Annotated in this window: 13 protein-coding genes and 3 pseudogenes; 4 read left to right on the top strand and 12 right to left on the bottom strand. The window is 68.1% G+C overall.

Translation table 11 applies throughout. The features are described 5' to 3' along the window. Positions 1 to 53 precede the first annotated feature (53 nt). On the bottom strand, positions 54 to 845 hold the full coding sequence (locus GA0115234_RS22980) for a cyclase family protein (RefSeq protein ID WP_093544704.1): 792 nt from the start codon (positions 843 to 845) through the stop codon (positions 54 to 56). A 140-nt stretch (positions 846 to 985) separates the two neighbouring features. Here GA0115234_RS22980 and GA0115234_RS22975 point away from each other — a divergent pair, with 140 nt between their 5' ends. Together GA0115234_RS22975 and GA0115234_RS44395 are read left to right on the top strand one after the other, a co-directional pair. Then, a complete protein-coding gene (locus GA0115234_RS22975) occupies positions 986 to 1,594 on the top strand; it encodes a TetR/AcrR family transcriptional regulator (RefSeq protein ID WP_161275642.1) in 609 nt (202 codons plus the stop codon). 237 nt (positions 1,595 to 1,831) lie between these two features. Further along, positions 1,832 to 2,233 (top strand): annotated as a pseudogene (locus GA0115234_RS44395) (helicase associated domain-containing protein); the annotation flags it as partial. Here GA0115234_RS44395 and GA0115234_RS44390 read toward each other — a convergent pair. The 5 genes and pseudogenes from GA0115234_RS44390 to GA0115234_RS22945 form a co-directional block, all read right to left on the bottom strand. Further along, positions 2,176 to 2,463, bottom strand: coding sequence for a transposase (locus tag GA0115234_RS44390; protein WP_370804548.1), 288 nt, complete (start codon positions 2,461 to 2,463; stop codon positions 2,176 to 2,178). The pseudogene GA0115234_RS44395 and the gene GA0115234_RS44390 sit on opposite strands and share 58 nt — an antisense overlap. Before the next feature lie 20 nt (positions 2,464 to 2,483). Beyond that, positions 2,484 to 2,744, bottom strand: a pseudogene (locus GA0115234_RS43555) (hypothetical protein); the annotation flags it as partial. A gap of 105 nt (positions 2,745 to 2,849) precedes the next feature. Further along, positions 2,850 to 4,283: pseudogene (locus GA0115234_RS22960) on the bottom strand (ISL3 family transposase); the annotation flags it as partial. 507 nt (positions 4,284 to 4,790) lie between these two features. Beyond that, positions 4,791 to 5,822: an alcohol dehydrogenase AdhP gene (gene adhP / locus GA0115234_RS22950; protein ID WP_093544693.1), complete on the bottom strand. Its 1,032-nt coding sequence runs from the start codon at positions 5,820 to 5,822 to the stop codon at positions 4,791 to 4,793. 132 nt (positions 5,823 to 5,954) lie between these two features. Continuing rightward, the gene (locus tag GA0115234_RS22945) at positions 5,955 to 6,383 is read right to left on the bottom strand and encodes a DUF6083 domain-containing protein (RefSeq protein ID WP_093544690.1); all 429 of its coding nucleotides are present in this window, start codon (positions 6,381 to 6,383) and stop codon (positions 5,955 to 5,957) included. 560 nt (positions 6,384 to 6,943) lie between these two features. Here GA0115234_RS22945 and GA0115234_RS22940 point away from each other — a divergent pair. Then, positions 6,944 to 7,894, top strand: a complete 951-nt coding sequence (locus GA0115234_RS22940) for an aldo/keto reductase (RefSeq protein WP_093544687.1) — start codon at positions 6,944 to 6,946, stop codon at positions 7,892 to 7,894. Positions 7,895 to 8,170: 276 nt separating this feature from the next. On the opposite strand, the gene GA0115234_RS22935 is transcribed toward GA0115234_RS22940, so the two are convergent. The 3 genes from GA0115234_RS22935 to GA0115234_RS22925 all read right to left on the bottom strand — a co-directional run bounded on the left by GA0115234_RS22935 (position 8,171) and on the right by GA0115234_RS22925 (position 10,332). After that, positions 8,171 to 8,350 carry a winged helix-turn-helix transcriptional regulator gene (locus tag GA0115234_RS22935; protein ID WP_370804547.1) on the bottom strand — a complete coding sequence of 60 codons (180 nt, stop codon included), beginning with the start codon at positions 8,348 to 8,350 and terminating at the stop codon, positions 8,171 to 8,173. A gap of 443 nt (positions 8,351 to 8,793) precedes the next feature. Continuing rightward, positions 8,794 to 9,927: an FAD-dependent oxidoreductase gene (locus tag GA0115234_RS22930; protein WP_093544684.1), complete on the bottom strand. Its 1,134-nt coding sequence runs from the start codon at positions 9,925 to 9,927 to the stop codon at positions 8,794 to 8,796. A 126-nt stretch (positions 9,928 to 10,053) separates the two neighbouring features. Then, on the bottom strand, positions 10,054 to 10,332 hold the full coding sequence (locus GA0115234_RS22925; RefSeq protein ID WP_093544682.1) for a hypothetical protein: 279 nt from the start codon (positions 10,330 to 10,332) through the stop codon (positions 10,054 to 10,056). A gap of 238 nt (positions 10,333 to 10,570) precedes the next feature. On the opposite strand from GA0115234_RS22925, the gene GA0115234_RS22920 reads away from it, so the two are divergent. Beyond that, positions 10,571 to 11,182, top strand: coding sequence for a DUF6000 family protein (locus GA0115234_RS22920; protein ID WP_093544804.1), 612 nt, complete (start codon positions 10,571 to 10,573; stop codon positions 11,180 to 11,182). Positions 11,183 to 11,273: 91 nt separating this feature from the next. On the opposite strand, the gene GA0115234_RS42395 is transcribed toward GA0115234_RS22920, so the two are convergent. The 3 genes from GA0115234_RS42395 to GA0115234_RS22905 all read right to left on the bottom strand — a co-directional run bounded on the left by GA0115234_RS42395 (position 11,274) and on the right by GA0115234_RS22905 (position 14,688). After that, positions 11,274 to 11,501, bottom strand: coding sequence for a hypothetical protein (locus GA0115234_RS42395; RefSeq protein WP_176729240.1), 228 nt, complete (start codon positions 11,499 to 11,501; stop codon positions 11,274 to 11,276). A gap of 529 nt (positions 11,502 to 12,030) precedes the next feature. Further along, entirely contained in the window at positions 12,031 to 14,043 is a 2,013-nt protein-coding gene (locus GA0115234_RS22910) for an alpha/beta hydrolase family protein (protein WP_093544679.1), read from the bottom strand. Positions 14,044 to 14,202: 159 nt separating this feature from the next. Then, complete coding sequence (locus GA0115234_RS22905) at positions 14,203 to 14,688, bottom strand: hypothetical protein (RefSeq protein ID WP_093544676.1); 486 nt, start codon at positions 14,686 to 14,688, stop codon at positions 14,203 to 14,205. Between the last annotated feature and the right edge of the window lie 190 nt (positions 14,689 to 14,878).

Genomic DNA, 14,878 nt, shown 5'->3' with positions numbered 1-14,878 from the left:
GGTCGGTTCCTCTCCTCAGCAGGGTGCAGGGGTCGGTCGGCGGGGATCGGGGGTCAGACGAAGGCCACGACGCGGGCGGGGGCGGCGCTCGCGCGGGCGATCTTGATCGGGAAGAACGCCACCCGGAACCCCGACGGGGGCAGCGCGGCGAGGTTCGTCAGCTGCTGGACGATGAAGACCTCCCGCTCGCGGCCGGCCCGGTGGCCATCCCACAGCACGGAGTTGTCGCCGCTGTCGCGGAACTTGCGCGCCATCACGGGGAAGCTCAGGTCCCAGCCCGCGGCGTCGGTGCCCAGGACCTTGGCCCCGAGGTCGGCCAGGAGCAGCGTCGACTCGCGGCTCATGCCCGGGTAGCGGAAGAACTCAGGGTCGGACAGCCCGTAGCGCTCCTGGCCGGTGCGCAGCAGGACCGCTCCGCCGGCCGGGACCGGGGCGCCGTTGTCGGCGAGGGCGGACTCCAGCACCTCGACTGTGATCGGGGCGTCCGGTTCGCACCGGTCGCGCAGGTCCAGCACGAGCGCCTCGCACCACAGCTCGTCCAGGGCGATGTCGGTGATGGTGCGGGCGGGCCTGCCTTCGCAGGTCGAGCCGTAGTGCAGCGGGGCGTCGACGTGGGTGCCGAGGTGGGAGTTGAAGTCGGTGAGCAGTTCCGCGCCCCAGCCCTCGCCGTCGGGCAGGTCCTCGACGCTGCAGTGCATGGCGGCGGCGAACTGCTCTCGGCCCTCGCCCGTCGGGTGCGCGTAGGCCACGGCCGGCGCGATCACCGGGGCGAGCGGGCGCAGCCGCTCGGGGAGCCGCTCGCGGTCGGCGGGGTCCAGCGTCCTGGTGAGGTCGATCAGTTCCATGACGAACCCTCCTTAGTTATTGGACGCTCAGCATAGAATTGGACCGATAGCATAGGCAAGGGCTCGCCGGCCCGGCGCTGCTCGGCCGACGTGACAGAATCGGCCGTGTCAGGCCGCCGCAACGTTGGGAAGGACACCGCGTGGGTGCGACCCGCAAGCAGGAGATCTCCGCCGAGACCCAGCGCCGGCTGGTGGCCGCCGCGTGGGAACTCGCCGCCGAGGGCGGGTCCGCCGCAGCGTCCGTCCAGGCCGTGGCGGAGCGCTCCGGCATCAGCCGGGGCTCCGTCGCCTGGCACTTCGGCTCGAAGGACGGGCTGCTGAAGGCGGTGATCGAGGAAGCGTTCCGATGGGGCACGGACTTCATGCGCGAGCGCCTGGCCGTCGCCGGGCCGGACGCCGGAATCGAGGCGCTGATCGAGGCGAACTTCGCCCTGATGTCCCGGCCCGAGGCGCACATCTTCTCGACACTCCTGATCGAGGCGGCGAGCCGCGAGTCGGCCCTGCGCACGACGTACGCCGAGGAGTACGCCAAGATCCGCGGCCTGTACGCCGACCACCTGCGCTCGACCGGTGCGCACGTCACCGACCCGGAGGCGGTCGCGGCGGCGCTGCTCGGCGGCACCCTGGGAATCAACATCCAGCACCGCCTGGACCCGGCCCTGGACCGCCGACGGGCTGTGACCGCGATGACGGGCATCTACACCGACGCGCTGTCCGGGACCAGACCTGACACCCCGTCCGGTACCTGACCCACGCCTGCCTCCGGGACGCGCCGGGCGAGGTCGGGGACCAGGCCCGCGCGGCGAGCGCCCGAGGCTCCAGGCGCAACCGCGCGGCTGCATGGGCGTCTCGCCCCCGGATACCGGTACGGCCGAGGCCTCGGCCGCCGCCGGGTCAGCCCGGCCCGGCTTCGGCCGGCCTCAGCGGCGACGCCGCCGTAGTGCACACCCCTGGCCGGCCAGGACCTTGCCCGCGGAGCATGGCCGGTGACCGCCTGCCAGGGCTGGCAGCACTTCGCCACCACGCCTTCCCCGATACCCCCCCCCCGCACGCGCGAACGTCCCGAGCATGTTCACGCCCCCTTGTCCACCGAACTTTGGTGGCGCCTGCAGCGGCGACGAAGCTGCAAACAGGGCCGCAAGAGGCGGCTTGACGCGTTCGCGGTGCGCACTTCCAGATCCCAGGGCGCGCGGCCGGTGAAACGGACGCAGGACGACAGGTGGGCCCTCAACCTGGCAGCCGCACGGCGGTTCCTCGCTCGTGAGGGGCATCTTCGGGTGCCCCGGAAGCACGCTGAGGAGCTGGAGGCGGTGGAGGTCCCGACAGACCGTCAGGACGGTGCTGGCGGGCCCGTGGTGGTCAAGCTCGGCACATGGCTGGACAACGTGCGTAAACGGGCGGACAAGCTCCATGCGGAACGGCGGGCCGAACTCGATACCCTCGGCATGCGCTGGTAGCTGTTGTGCCTCGCTGTCTGCCAAGGGCCGAACGTCTCGCGGGGCAGATCTCTCCATGGGAGCCCGGCGCGGTACTGGTAGATGATCCCGTCGATGATGCGACGGTGGTCGGCGAACGGGTGCCCTGTCTTCCCGGCGTTACGGGGAAGACAGGGCGCCAGGCGTGCGCACTGCTCGTCGGTCAGCAGGCGCAGGCGCCCACTCGTGGTCGACGGGGCTGGTAGGCGGTGGCCAGCACAGAGACAGTGACCTGGTCGGGCAGGAAGCCGTCATCGCTCAGGTCTGCATGGTTCACGTGGCGTGCGCACGGTGTCATCCCCACCAAGTCCAGGGCCAGTCCGGCCAGGGCCATGGGGTACTCCACCTGTTCGGTGACAGTGACTGTGAAGTAGGGGTCCAGCGCCCGGTGCAGGCGCTGTTCCTTGGCGGGGTCGACGGTGACTGGCTTCGTACACGACAGTGGGTTCTGGCTCAACTTCCAGGTTCTGTCGCCGTTTTGGGGGTGGCGGCGGCTGGTTGATCGCGGTGGGAGCAGGATGCGGCGTCGTAGGTGATCGAAGTTGGCTCGGCCGTACATCTGTCTCCTCAGCAGCTTGATCCTGGTGACGTTTCCTTCGACTGCTCCCGATGTGTAGGTGGTGGTGAGGGCAGCCTGGATTGCTGCGTGATCGCGTCGCATGCCGTTGGCCAGGGTGCGGAGTTCGCGTTGGCCGTCGAGGCGGACATCGGCGGTCCAGACGTCGAGGGCCAGGTGTTCGCTGCGTCGTTCACTCACCATGAGTGCCAGACGGCGAGCGTATGTGGTGGTCGTGGCCAGCGCAGGACTGTGCTCGCACAGTTCGGTGAGGTATTTGCGCTCGGTGTCCGTGAGGTGCTCGGGGCGTCTCGTGATCCAGCCGGTGACCCGACGGACGGTCATGTGAGGCAAGGGGGCGGTTTGTGGGATCGTTCCGTTGCGGTAGGGCTTCAAGTGCCGGCGGACGGTGTTGACGTCGCCGCGATTGCCGAGCTGCTGGATCTCCCGGGCAAGAGCGGAGGCGTTGGTGCAGCCCTCCATCCAGCGGTGGTGCAAACAGAGGCGGTAATCGTCGATCAGCGTGGGGCGGTGGGTGGCGGCGAGGAGGAGTTCCGTTGCGTCGGCGGCCCGTGCGAAGCGGTTGACCGTGCCGCGGCTGAGGTGGAGATCGCGTGCGATGGCACGGAGGCTGTCGCCACGTTCGATGCGTTCGTGGACCTGTTGGTGGCGTTCACAAGTGCGGGCGACCAGAGGCCGCGGCCGTCCATGGATGTCCAGCTCCGCGCGGCCCGGGTTCTCCCGAGTCTGGCCGTCTTCGGTCCGGTCGTCGTAGGACGTGAGGCCTTCTCGCAGTACGGCGCGGTGCCGGCCCACGACGCGTTCGACCGCTTCGGCCAGATTGTGCAGCAGATGCCAGGCATCGGCCACCTGCCGGGCCCGCGGAGCACCCGCGCGGGCTCCGTCGCGGAAGGAGCCGGCGCGGTCGCGGCAGATCATCCGCACCTCGGGATGATCTCGCAGCCAGGACGTGAAGGTGTTCGCGGCGCGATCGGCAAGAACGTCGACCGGACGGTGGGTGGACATGTCGATGAGGATCGTCGCGTAGTTCCGTCCGCGTCGCACGGCGAACTCGTCGACGCCGAGAAGCGGGACCGGGCCCGAGGACGGGAGCGGCAGCGCGCGGATCAGCCGGAGCAGAGTGTCCTTGCGGGTGCCGATGGCCATGCGTTCGCAGAGGCGTGCTCCTGCCCGGCCGCCCAGGAACAGGGCCAGATCGGTGAGCTGGGCAGTGAGAGCATCCGTGCGGCGTGCGTGGCGCCGGGTCAGGTTCGGTACCTGCCCGGCGAACGTCCGCCGGTCGCGTCGATCGTTCCCGCACACGAGTCGGCGGGCCCGTGGTTCCAGTCGTACCCGCTTGCCTGCGACCGGACGATCCGCCAGAGCCCGCGGGTAGTAGCAGTGCACTCTTGAGGATCATCGTCCGCAATCGGGACATGCGGCCGACGCGGCCTGCGACCGCACAGCCAGTCGAACCTCCGTATCCGTGAGTGCCACTCGCTCGACCTGAACCCCGACACCTGGCAACAGAACATCCGCGACGCGAGCCCCACCCATCACACAAGATCGATGCCCAGCTGCCCCAAAATAGTGACAGAGCCCGGAAGTCGAACCAGAACCGCTGAAAATGAACAAAGCAACGGGTAGGCCTTCACACGGAAGGTCCTGGCCGCGGACGGGGCGCATGCATCGGTGGCGGCGATCGCCGCGCGCCGGGGGCCTGCATCGCCAGTCTCTACCGCCGCTACCGGCCAAAGGTGGAGCTTTTCCAGCGCCTGTGCGCGCTCTCGCTCGACCAGTGGATCCAGGCCAAGGAACGGGGCTTGCGCCACGACGATCCCCGGCGGGAAATGGCGGGCGGAGAAGGACAAGGGCACAGAGATCGGGGCGTCGGCCTCGGGGCCGTCAGCGGCATCAGTGTTCCGCCCGGCGGCCCACGAAGTCGAACACGATCCGGGCTGCCACACGACCGGCCAGAATGTCGGCGATCGATTCGTTCACCTGGTCCAGCGCGCGCTGCTCCCGAATGACGCGTGTGCGGCCGAGCGCATGCAGGTGGAAGACCTCCGCGAGGTCCTCCCGGGTTCCGACGATGGATCCGATGACGCGCTTGCCCTCCAGGACCGTCTCGAAGACGGGGAGTTCGAGCTTGCCCTCCGCAGGCAGTGCGACCAGTACGAGGGTTCCTCCGCGACGCAAGGAACCGTACGCGGCCTGGAAGGAAGCGTTCGACACGGCGAGGCCGATGGCGACGTCCGCGCCGCCCACCTTGTGTGTCTCCTCGACGACGTCCTGGGTGCGCGCGTCGATGACGTGATCGGCTCCCAGGTCGCGGGCGAGCTGAAGCTTCTCGTCCGTGACATCGACGGCGATCGTCTCGGCTCCGGCGATCCGCGCGTACTGCAGGGCGAGGTGTCCCAGGCCGCCGATGCCTGAAATCAATGCCCGCTTGCCGGGGGCCGCTCCACTGACCTTGACAGCCTTGTACGTGGTCACACCCGCGCAGGTGAGCGGAGCGGCGTCCAGCGGGTCGATGCCGGCAGGAACCTTGACGACGTAGTCACCGTGTGCGACGGCGTACTCGGAGAAGGAACCGTCGACCGAGTAGCCGCTGTTCTCCTGCTTCAGGCAGAGGGTCTCCCAGCCGGAAACACAGTGATCGCAGTGCCCGCAGGCCTGACCGAGCCAAGCGATCGCCACGCGGTCACCGATCTCCACATGGTCGACTCGCTCTCCCTTGGCCTCGACGATGCCGATCCCCTCATGGCCGGGAACGAACGGCGGCTTCGGCTTGACCGGCCAGTCACCAGCAGCGGCGTGGATATCGGTGTGGCACAGTCCACTGGCCTCCATCCGGACCAGGACCTGCTGGACATCGGGGCGCGGGATTTCACGCTCCTGGATCGCCATCGGCTTGGAGAAGTCCGTCACGACCGCAGCCTTCATGGCGCTGCCCCTCTCACTCGAATGGACATATTTCACATTCAAGACAAGAAGCTTAATCGTTGCCGGAGAGGGCGGCTTCTTGATGCGCGGGGCACGCCCAGGCGTACACAGTGGCCGAAGCCGATCTCTCGATCAGCCTGTGCCGGGGAGGCCCCAGTCCTCAGGAAGGTTGAACAGGCGCAGCGCCCGCCGTTCATTCTCCTGTCGGAGTGCGGTGGTCCAAGGCCAGGGGTCGTCCGGCTGGAGGTAGGGGCAGACGGTCCGGTGCGCGATCCGGCACTGGGCACCGGGAAGAGGTTCGGCGTCCCACAGATTCATCGCGGCTCCGTCCGAGGTGATGATCCAGCGTCGGCGCGGCGGCACGGTGTGGGCGGGGACGATGATGCGGGGTTCGAGAAGAACCCAGTGGCCTTCGTAGTGGGTGGCGTATCGGTCCTGCGGGAGGTCGCAGAACGGGCAGTCGGGTGGGGCGGGCGGACGAGGAGCGGTAGCACCTTCAAGAAGGGCGCGAAACGCATTGTCGGTACTGTCCGGACCTGATGTGCTTTCGGTGTCCCCCATGGTTCTCAGGGTCCGGACGGGACCTCACGACGGGTAGGGTGCAATCCAGTCGTGCCAGATGAGGCACGGCGGGATCACTGTGATGTGGAGCGCCTTGTGAGGTGCACATCGACCCAGGGGTTCCATGCCGTCAGGCCGAACCTTGGTGACCGACCGTGTGGCCTCCGCTTCGGCATGAGTCTTTGCGGCGGCAAGCCTGGACCGCGTTCTGTTCACCCTGCCCCGTGCGCCCGTGCCATCATGACCACCCCCTCCCCCATCCGACACACCTGGCCCCCCTGCCGCCGGGAGATCCGCCCGCGAAGCCCTCGCATCCGGTGATTCGGTGGCGGACGCCCTGGCATACCTGCTAGGATGCCAGTCATCGCATGAGCCTTCTCGGTGCGGACTCAGGTCCGCCGGGGAGGCTTTTTTCGTACCCGGGTCCAATCTGACCCGGGTACTGGTGGCCCCGCTTCGAGGTATTCACCTGCCAGGCGCCTGACGTGCCGCGCCACCCATCCGTTCCACATTCCAGCCGGCAAGTTCCGCATTCCATCCTGCAAGAGGAGATCCCTTCTATGAGCCCACAGACGGACACCACGGCAACCACACCTACGCATACGTGGCAACTCGGTGACCTGACCGTCAACCGTGTCGGGTTCGGCGCGATGCGCCTGACCGGCACCGCGCCCTTCGACCGCGGCGTGCCGCGCGACCGCGAGCGGTCGATCGCCGTGCTCCGGCAGGCGATCGAGCTCGGTGTGAACCACATCGACACCGCCGCGTTCTACTTCTCGGCGACGCGCTCCGCCAACGAGCTGATCAACCGGGCGCTGGCGCCGTACCCGGAGGATCTGGTCATCACCACCAAGGTCTGGCCCGGTCGCGATGCCTCGGGCGCGTGGTGGTGGGCCACCCCGGCGCAGTTGCGCGACCAGGTCGAGGAGAACCTGCGCCAACTCGGCCGCGATCACCTGGATGTGGTGAACCTGCGCGTGCCGCCGAGTCGGCGGACCGGCTCGATCGCCGAGCACTTCGGCGCGTTGGCGGAACTGCGCGATGCCGGGCTCATCCGCCACCTCGGCATTTCCAACGTCACGTCGGAGCAACTGGCCGAGGCCATGGCCATCTCCCCGGTCGTCTGCGTGCAGAACCCGTACGGGCTAGGTGCGTCGAACGAGAACCAGGCTCTCCTACGGCGCTGTGGTGAACTCGGCCTCGCCTTCGTGCCGTTCTTCGCGATCGCCGGTGCCGGGCGCGAGGCGGGGCCGGCTGCCCGTGACAGCGAGGCGGTGTGCACCGTCGCCCGTGCGCACGGGGTGTCCGTGGCGCAGGTACGGCTGGCCTGGACCTTGCAGCAGGGGTCGCATGTGCTGGCGATCCCGGGCACCGGTGATCCGGACCACCTCGCGCAGAACATGGCCGCCGACAGGCTGCGGCTCTCGGAGGAGGAGATGGCATGCCTCGCCTCTCTGGAACCGGCCACGCGCAGTGAGCCGTCGCCGGTCGGATCGGGCCACATCGCGTAGCCGGTGCGCCTGCGCACGGGCCGCCGCCGAAATCCGCGGTGCGGTAGGGCCCCCAGGAGCCTTTTCCACCGGGATCAGTGTGTTGAGGTGGGACGGGGAGCCCCCGGTGGTGAACTTGGTCGAACACCGCATCGGATGATGATGCCGCATCCAAGCTGCGCCCGGCACAGGGGTCGGCGTGGCCACTCCAGGTGTCACCACCGGGGATCCATCTCCTTTTCTTCCTGGTACGCAGAGGGGGCACATCTCCCGGCCTACGATCGAGCTCGGTCGCGTCTATCGCTGGGCTGCCCCGGAACCGTCGACGGTTCCCTTCTCCGGACCCGATTCGCCGCATGCGTTCAATGCCCCATTCCCCGATGAGGCCAGAGCCTCATTGTGCGAGATGCCGCGCTCCGCCAAGGGGTACTCGACCTTCGGTGGCACTTCCCGATACACCTCACGATGTGCGAGCACGTCCTCTTCCCTCTTCTCCCGCAGATGTCGAGTCAGCGTCTTCTGGACCACGCATCAGTCCACGAGGTGTTAGCTCGGGGCATCGCTCCTCTACAGCTGATCCGCCGATATCTTCCATCAGAAAGCAGCTGCTCGGCCTGTGGGGAACGAGAGCCCACTTCGGTGAGGATCCCGGGCTGGTGTCCCTGTACGGCCTCGCCCTGCTCGCGGGCATGTATGTGATGTTCGCGGGATTCATGCACGGCGGCACCGCCGTGGTCGCCCCGGCCGACGTGACGGCGGGCTAGTTCGCTGCTCACGCCAGATTGGCGCGGTCCATGGAGAGGAGAGCTTCGCCCGAGTCATCGAGAGCATCAGACAACCGGTCCGAGAACTCGCGCCCGGGAGGCGGACGGTCCGGATCGTGGGCCGGGCTCTGCGTCAGCAGCCGTACGAAACTGTGCTCATGCGGTCTCTTCGTCCTCGATGAAGGCGGCAATCAGGCTGTGGGGGGCGTCGTCGCCGAAGAGGAGCTCGTTGAGTTGCATGCCATCGGCGGCGGCTTCGGTGCTGCGGGGGAACATGATCTGCTCGTACACGGTGAGGGCGCGCTCGACGTCGTCGGGGTGCGCGGCGATGGCCTTACCGAGCTCGGCGCCGTCGTACATGGCCAGATTGGCGCCTTCGCCGTTCGAGACCGAGAGGTGGGCCGCGTCGCCGAGCAGGGTCACTCCCGGCACCCGGTCCCATCGGTGCCCGGTCGGCAGGGCAAAGCGGGGGCGCAGGACCGGCACGGTGTCACTTTCGGTAATCAGCGCGGTGAGTTCCGGCGCCCAGTCATCGAACTCCTTCGCGATCCGCTGAGTGGCTGCGGCGGCATCGGTGAAATCGATGGCGTCGAACCATTCCTGCGGCTTGGCCAGCCCCACATAGGCGTGCAGGGTGTCGCCGCTCTCCCTGTGAGCGAAGATCTCCCTGCCCCGCGCAGGCACGATCATCGACCCGCCGCCGACCGCTTTCGCGGCGGCCGGGTGCCGGGTGTCGGCGTGGAACAGATAGGTCTCGACGACCGAGGTGTCCGCGTACTCGGGTGCGGCGGTGGAGAGCAGCGGCCGAACCCGTGACCATGCACCATCCGCGCCGACCAGCAGGCTGGTGACGGTGGTACTGCCGTCGGTGAACGTCACCTCGTGGCGGCCCTCGCCGAGGGCACGGGTGCTGCTGACCTTGTGGCCCCACCGGACGGTGCCGGCCGGGAGCGAGTCGAGCAGGATCCGGCGCAGTTCGCCGCGCTGTACCTCGGGACGTCCGCCCGTGCCGTCGTCGGCCTTGTCGAGCAGGACGGTCCCGTCCCGGTCGAGGACACGCATCGCCTGGCGGCCCTCCAGGATGAGGCCGCGGAACGCGTCGATCAGGCCTGCCGCCTGCAGGGCCAGCTGGCCGTTGTAGTCGTGGATGTCGAGCAAGCCGCCCTGCATACGGGCCGTCGGAGAGGTTTCGGCCTCGTAGACCGTGGACGGGATGCCGTGAACGTGAAGGACACGGGCGAGAGTCAGCCCTCCGAGCCCAGCGCCAATGATCGTGATGTCGGTGGTCATGGTGATTCCTTACGTCCGGTGCGCCCGCCGGACGGATGCCCGGCGGGATCTCTGGAAAGTTCCCAGGGTCCACCGACAAGACGCCGCCATCGGACCGACAGCCCCGACACATGACCGACACCGCGACTACTCCGCTCGATCGCCGCAGGTCAGGTCAGTGCCCCGATCAACCGGCGGGAGGTCTGGCGCAGGATCTGACGCCCGGAGAATCTGCCGATGATTGCTGCTGAGGCGCTCGCGGATGCGTACATGTCGGGTGGTCCGGTTCAGCTCGCAGGCGCGGGCGTAGCGGAGTCGATTGCTGGCCTCGAACTGCGCCGGCGCACCGACGAGTTCGGCGCCGTGGGTGTGCAGACGGGCCACGGCATCCTCGATGCCGTCGACGGCGATAAGGACGTTGTCCATCCGCAGGATCGGCGCGCTGGGTCTCCTTGGTGCGGGACAGACACGATGACTGCGTTCTGCTCTGAGACGGAGCCGCCGGGATGTTCACGACATGCGCTGTCACATTCGCTTCGCCATCTTCCTCGGAAGCCGCTCGATGTCGTGGTAGCCGTCACACACCCGTCCTTCGGATAGTGACCCGTGCCTCTCGGACAGGGGCTGGTGAAAGTGTGTACCAACGGGCCAGGATCAGTCTGTGATGCGCCATGCCCACGAGAATGCCGAGCTGCTGGCCCTGGTCCGCCGCTATGTCGTACCCGAGCGCCGCTATCTGAAGCTTGGTGGCGGCTTGCTGCGTATGCAGGGTCCTGAGCACGACCGATTCGCGCGTGCTCTCCGTGAGGACGCCGAACTCATCACCCCGCACGAAATCTCTACCCTCCTGGAGGGCGGATGGCGTGAGCGGAGGACCGCCGCTTGGCTCATCGCGGTCTCACACCGGACAGAATTCCGTGAGCGCCTCGGGGAGCTCCTGCTGGCCAGCGAAGTCTGTTGTGCGGGCTTGGCCTACTGTGTGACTCTGGCCGGTTTCGGCACACCGCGCGACGCCGACCTGCTGGCCGCCTATCTTGAGCGCTATCTTCGCCGCCCTGATCTCGCCTACGACCAGACCGTGGTCATGGGCGCCCTCGTGTTCATCGACCTGAATCTCGGGAGTGACCGGACCGCGCCCTTTCTCGGCCCGGACGGCTTGTGGCAAACGTGGCTTCAGGACGCACCCCACATGGAGCACACGACGAACCCCGCCACCTGCCTGAGCCTGATCCGCCGACTCTGCGCCTTCGTGGAGGAGTGCGCGGAGGCGAGATGAGGTGAGACGAGGTGGCCGCAGCACTCCTCCGAGGTGGGCTGCAGGGGCCGCCCTGGACGTCTGGTTGCCAACGTCCCGGAGCGCACAGGGCTCAGAATCTGTGGTCGATCTTCTTGTCCCTCATCAGACGCTCCAGCTCCGTGCCCGTCAGCGGGTGCAGGGTGCTGAGGAGTTGACGTAGTCCGGGTTCGTCAAGGGTCTGGCTGGTGACCTCGGCCTCCGCGTTCCCGTGACGGCGGGTGAGGGTGACGGAGCGGCCGCCGCCGGGGAAGTCGCGGACCGCTCGCATCTCGCCGTGCGCGTCCACCGTGCAGGTCACGTCCTTCTCCTTGAGCTCGGAGCATCGGGGTCTAGGCATGAGCGGTGGACGTACCCTGAGAGCCACGTACGCGAACTCGTTCTCCTGGTCGGTGCGGTACTCGACGCTGAGGTAGGCTGGCCGACCGCGGCGTGGGACGCCTGCATGCCGGACGGCGCAGCGCCCAGGTACAGCGGCTTCGGATGTTCCCGGTACCGCGCCACCTCCGCCTCGTGCTGCCGCCGCTCCGACTGCGCCGGGCCCACGAAGCCCCCACGGGCCACCCCCGCCACCGGTACGGCCACCGCCCCAGCCGAACCCACAGACTCGGCACGAAGAACGCCGCGGCCACGGCGTACAGGGCCCCGGTCAGTGCGATCCGGGTACTGGCGCTTCCCAGGTCGACGTCTCCGCTGTAGACGGCCAGACCGGCCAGGACTCCGAGTGTGCCGAGGACGACAATGAGTTCCCGTACTCGGGTCGGCGCCCCGACGCCCGGTCCGGACGTCGGGGTTCCATCGGCGCGTACGTGGGACTGCCTCATGCCTTGTCAGAGCATTGCGGGGCGCCGCCACTCCTGGCCGAGGACATGGTGGTCGAGGAAGTTCAGCACCGTCTCGTACATGATCCGAATGTGGTTCGGCGCCCCGATGATGTGGCCCTCGTCCGGGAAGTGCAGGAATCTGACGGGTACGCCGAGCCGCCGCAGATCGCTGTGCAGACCGAGGGCCTGGCCCACCGGGACACGGTGGTCCTTGCCACCGTGCACGATCAGCATCGGCGTCGTCATCTTCACGGCGTCGAAGTGGGGCGAGTTGGCCTCGTATCGTTCGCGCCGTGTCCTCGGGTCACCGAAGATCTCGCGGAAGTACGCGTGCAGATCCGTCTCGATCTGGAACGCCTCCAGGTTCCACATTCCGGCGGCTGACACGATCGCCTTGAAGCGGTCGGTGAGGGTTGCCGCCCGGTTGGCCAGATAGCCTCCGTAGGACCAGCCGGCGAGGGCCGTGCGGTTCGCGTCGAGGTCGTCGCGTGCCAGAGCCGCGTCCGTCAGTGCGATGACGTCACGGTAGGGCTGGCCACCGTGCTGGCCCCGGCCGCGCTCCTGCATCCGCTGCCCGTACCCGGTGGACAGTGCCGGGTCCGGCAGCAGCACCGCGTAGCCGCGGGCCGCGAACGGCCAGGGGTTCCAGACCCATGTCCAGGCGCTCCAGGACGCCTGCGGTCCGCCGTGCGGGACGACGACCAGGGGTGCCGGGTGGTCGGACGAAGCGCCCTCGGGCAGGGCGAGCCAGGCGCGCAACGGGAAACCGTCGTCCGCTTGGACGTGCACCTCGGTGAGGGTGCCGGGCAGCGAGTCGAGGCCGCCGGGAGCCTTGAGGAAGGTGGGGTGTTGAACGGGGGTGACTATGTCGAGCCGAACCGCTTGAGGTGGGCCGTCGATCGTGCTGCGCAGTGCGTAGAGGGTGGATCCATCGGGCGTCACGCTCAGTGAGGAGTATGCGCCGGACGCGGTGAGGCGAGTGATCGTGCCGTCCGCGTCGCGGCGGAAGACCGGGCAGTGTCCCTGCTCGTCCCCCGTGAACCACACCGTGGCATCGCCAGGAGTCGGAGCGAGGACCGCGCGCCCCGGCCACGGCCAGTTGTCGAACTCCGGCAGGAGGTCGGTCTCCTCGCCGGACGCCAGGTCGAACGCGACGAGCGTGATTCGCCACTCCGTGTCGTAGGTCTCCTCGCGCTGGCGCTGGCAGACCAGTGCCGAGCCATCGGCGGTGAACTCCAGGCGGTAGTACTGATGGCCGGGGCGCGAGAAGGTGAGGTGCTGGATGCCGGTGGCCGCGTCGGCGACCACTACGGAGTTCGTGTCCGGGGCATGGCCGGTCGCGGACCGTGTGTAGGCCACGAGTGATCCGTCCGGCGAGAGCGCCATGTCGCCGGCGCCTTCGAGGCCTTGACCACCGGCGTTCACCGGAGCCCCGTCGGAGCGCTGGACGAATGTGTGCGGTTCATCCGGACCGAGGGCCGCCCCACTGCCGCAGGCCGCAACGTCCCCGTACAGGACCGCGTTGACCATGGCGTTCTCGCGCTCGCGACGGGATTCGGCGTGGGTCGCTGCATCTGCCGTGCCGGGCAGCAGGTCAGCGGTGTAGGCGATCGTGTCGGCACTCCTGGCGACGGTGAAGTCGGCTATGCCACCCGGGTGGTGGGCGATCTGCTTGGCCTCACCGTGCTCAGGCAGCGCCCACAGCGACACACCCTGGCTGTCGCTCTTTTCGCCGGTGGAGTCCGTATTCTCGCGTCCGGAGAGGACCAACAGCGTCCCGTCGGCGGCGAACGTGGGCGCGAAGTCACCCTGTACGGACCCGGCCACGAGGCGGCTGTCATTCTCGCCCGAGGGGTCGATCTCCCACAGCTTCCAGACGTGCCTGGTTCCGGCGTCGTTGATCGACCGCACGGACGCGATCAGGCGGGCGCCATCCGGCGCCAGGGCCAAGTCGGTGAGTCGGGAGTGCGCGGCAAGCCGGTCGTGGAACGAGGTGGCATCGTTCGGATCGTAGATCATGTCCATGATCCTGCCTGCCACACTGCGATACCCGGCAGGTGGATAACAGGCCGTGATATCAGCTGACTTGGCGGCTCTCGTCGGCGGCAGAGCGAGAGAGTGCCCCGGACCAAGCAAGGTCCCAGACCTCCGCTGGTGCGAGCATGCGGGCGACCGCGCTCAGGGCCTGTCTCCTTGACCATCTACTGGCCAGGGCGCTTGCGGATGATCCGTGGTGGTGCCGTCGGGATTGCGCCCGAAGGCGGCCTCCAGGACGGCGGGGACGTCTGCCTCGGGGACCGTGGCGCGCAACCCCGCCAGGACATGACGGAAGGTGTCATCGTCGATGGCGCCCATGTGCTCCTGACGGAGTTGGTAAATGATCTCGACGAGTTCGGGGCTCAGCCGCATCCAGGCACGGGAGATGCGGATCTCTTCATCGACCTGGCGCATGAACCAGCACATGACCTCATAGGGAACTTCCATGTGTGGCCCGCGCGGATTGAAGCACACCGTCGGCTTCCGTGCCGGATCCTCATCGGGGACGACTGCGGTCACGAGTTGCCGTTGCCCGGCCACGAGGTCCAGTTCCAAGTACCAGGCGTCATCGGGTACGGAATACATCGCGGTGATTGCGTAGTCGCCGTCGGGGTGTCGGAAGGCCATTGCCGCATGCTGTCACGCCGGGCTGGGGACGTGCCTCTCCAATTGCGCGACCCAACGTTCCCGTCCGCGAATCCATATGAGGAGGATGAGGGCAAGGCGGAGTGCTGTCTGGAGGGCGATGGCGAGCCTGTCTGCTCTCATGGCCTCGTCGAGGAGGCACGCTTCAGCCCGCTCCCCCGCAGGGGCCCGC

This window comes from Streptomyces sp. DvalAA-43, assembly GCF_900091725.1.
GTDB lineage: Bacteria > Actinomycetota > Actinomycetes > Streptomycetales > Streptomycetaceae > Streptomyces > Streptomyces pulveraceus.
The sequence above is the reverse complement of the archived record's forward strand: the minus strand, read 5'-3'. Positions and strand labels throughout refer to the sequence as shown.

Excerpts from the sequence above, each read along its gene's own strand:
- GA0115234_RS22980 (WP_093544704.1), bottom strand. The coding sequence starts at position 845 with ATGGAACTGATCGACCTCACCAGGACGCTGGACCCCGCCGACCGCGAG.
- adhP (WP_093544693.1), bottom strand. The coding sequence starts at position 5,822 with ATGAAGGCTGCGGTCGTGACGGACTTCTCCAAGCCGATGGCGATCCAG.
- GA0115234_RS22945 (WP_093544690.1), bottom strand. The coding sequence starts at position 6,383 with ATGGGGGACACCGAAAGCACATCAGGTCCGGACAGTACCGACAATGCG.
- GA0115234_RS22940 (WP_093544687.1), top strand. The coding sequence starts at position 6,944 with ATGAGCCCACAGACGGACACCACGGCAACCACACCTACGCATACGTGG.
- GA0115234_RS22930 (WP_093544684.1), bottom strand. The coding sequence starts at position 9,927 with ATGACCACCGACATCACGATCATTGGCGCTGGGCTCGGAGGGCTGACT.
- GA0115234_RS22925 (WP_093544682.1), bottom strand. The coding sequence starts at position 10,332 with ATGGACAACGTCCTTATCGCCGTCGACGGCATCGAGGATGCCGTGGCC.
- GA0115234_RS22920 (WP_093544804.1), top strand. The coding sequence starts at position 10,571 with ATGCGCCATGCCCACGAGAATGCCGAGCTGCTGGCCCTGGTCCGCCGC.
- GA0115234_RS22910 (WP_093544679.1), bottom strand. The coding sequence starts at position 14,043 with ATGATCTACGATCCGAACGATGCCACCTCGTTCCACGACCGGCTTGCC.
- GA0115234_RS22905 (WP_093544676.1), bottom strand. The coding sequence starts at position 14,688 with ATGGCCTTCCGACACCCCGACGGCGACTACGCAATCACCGCGATGTAT.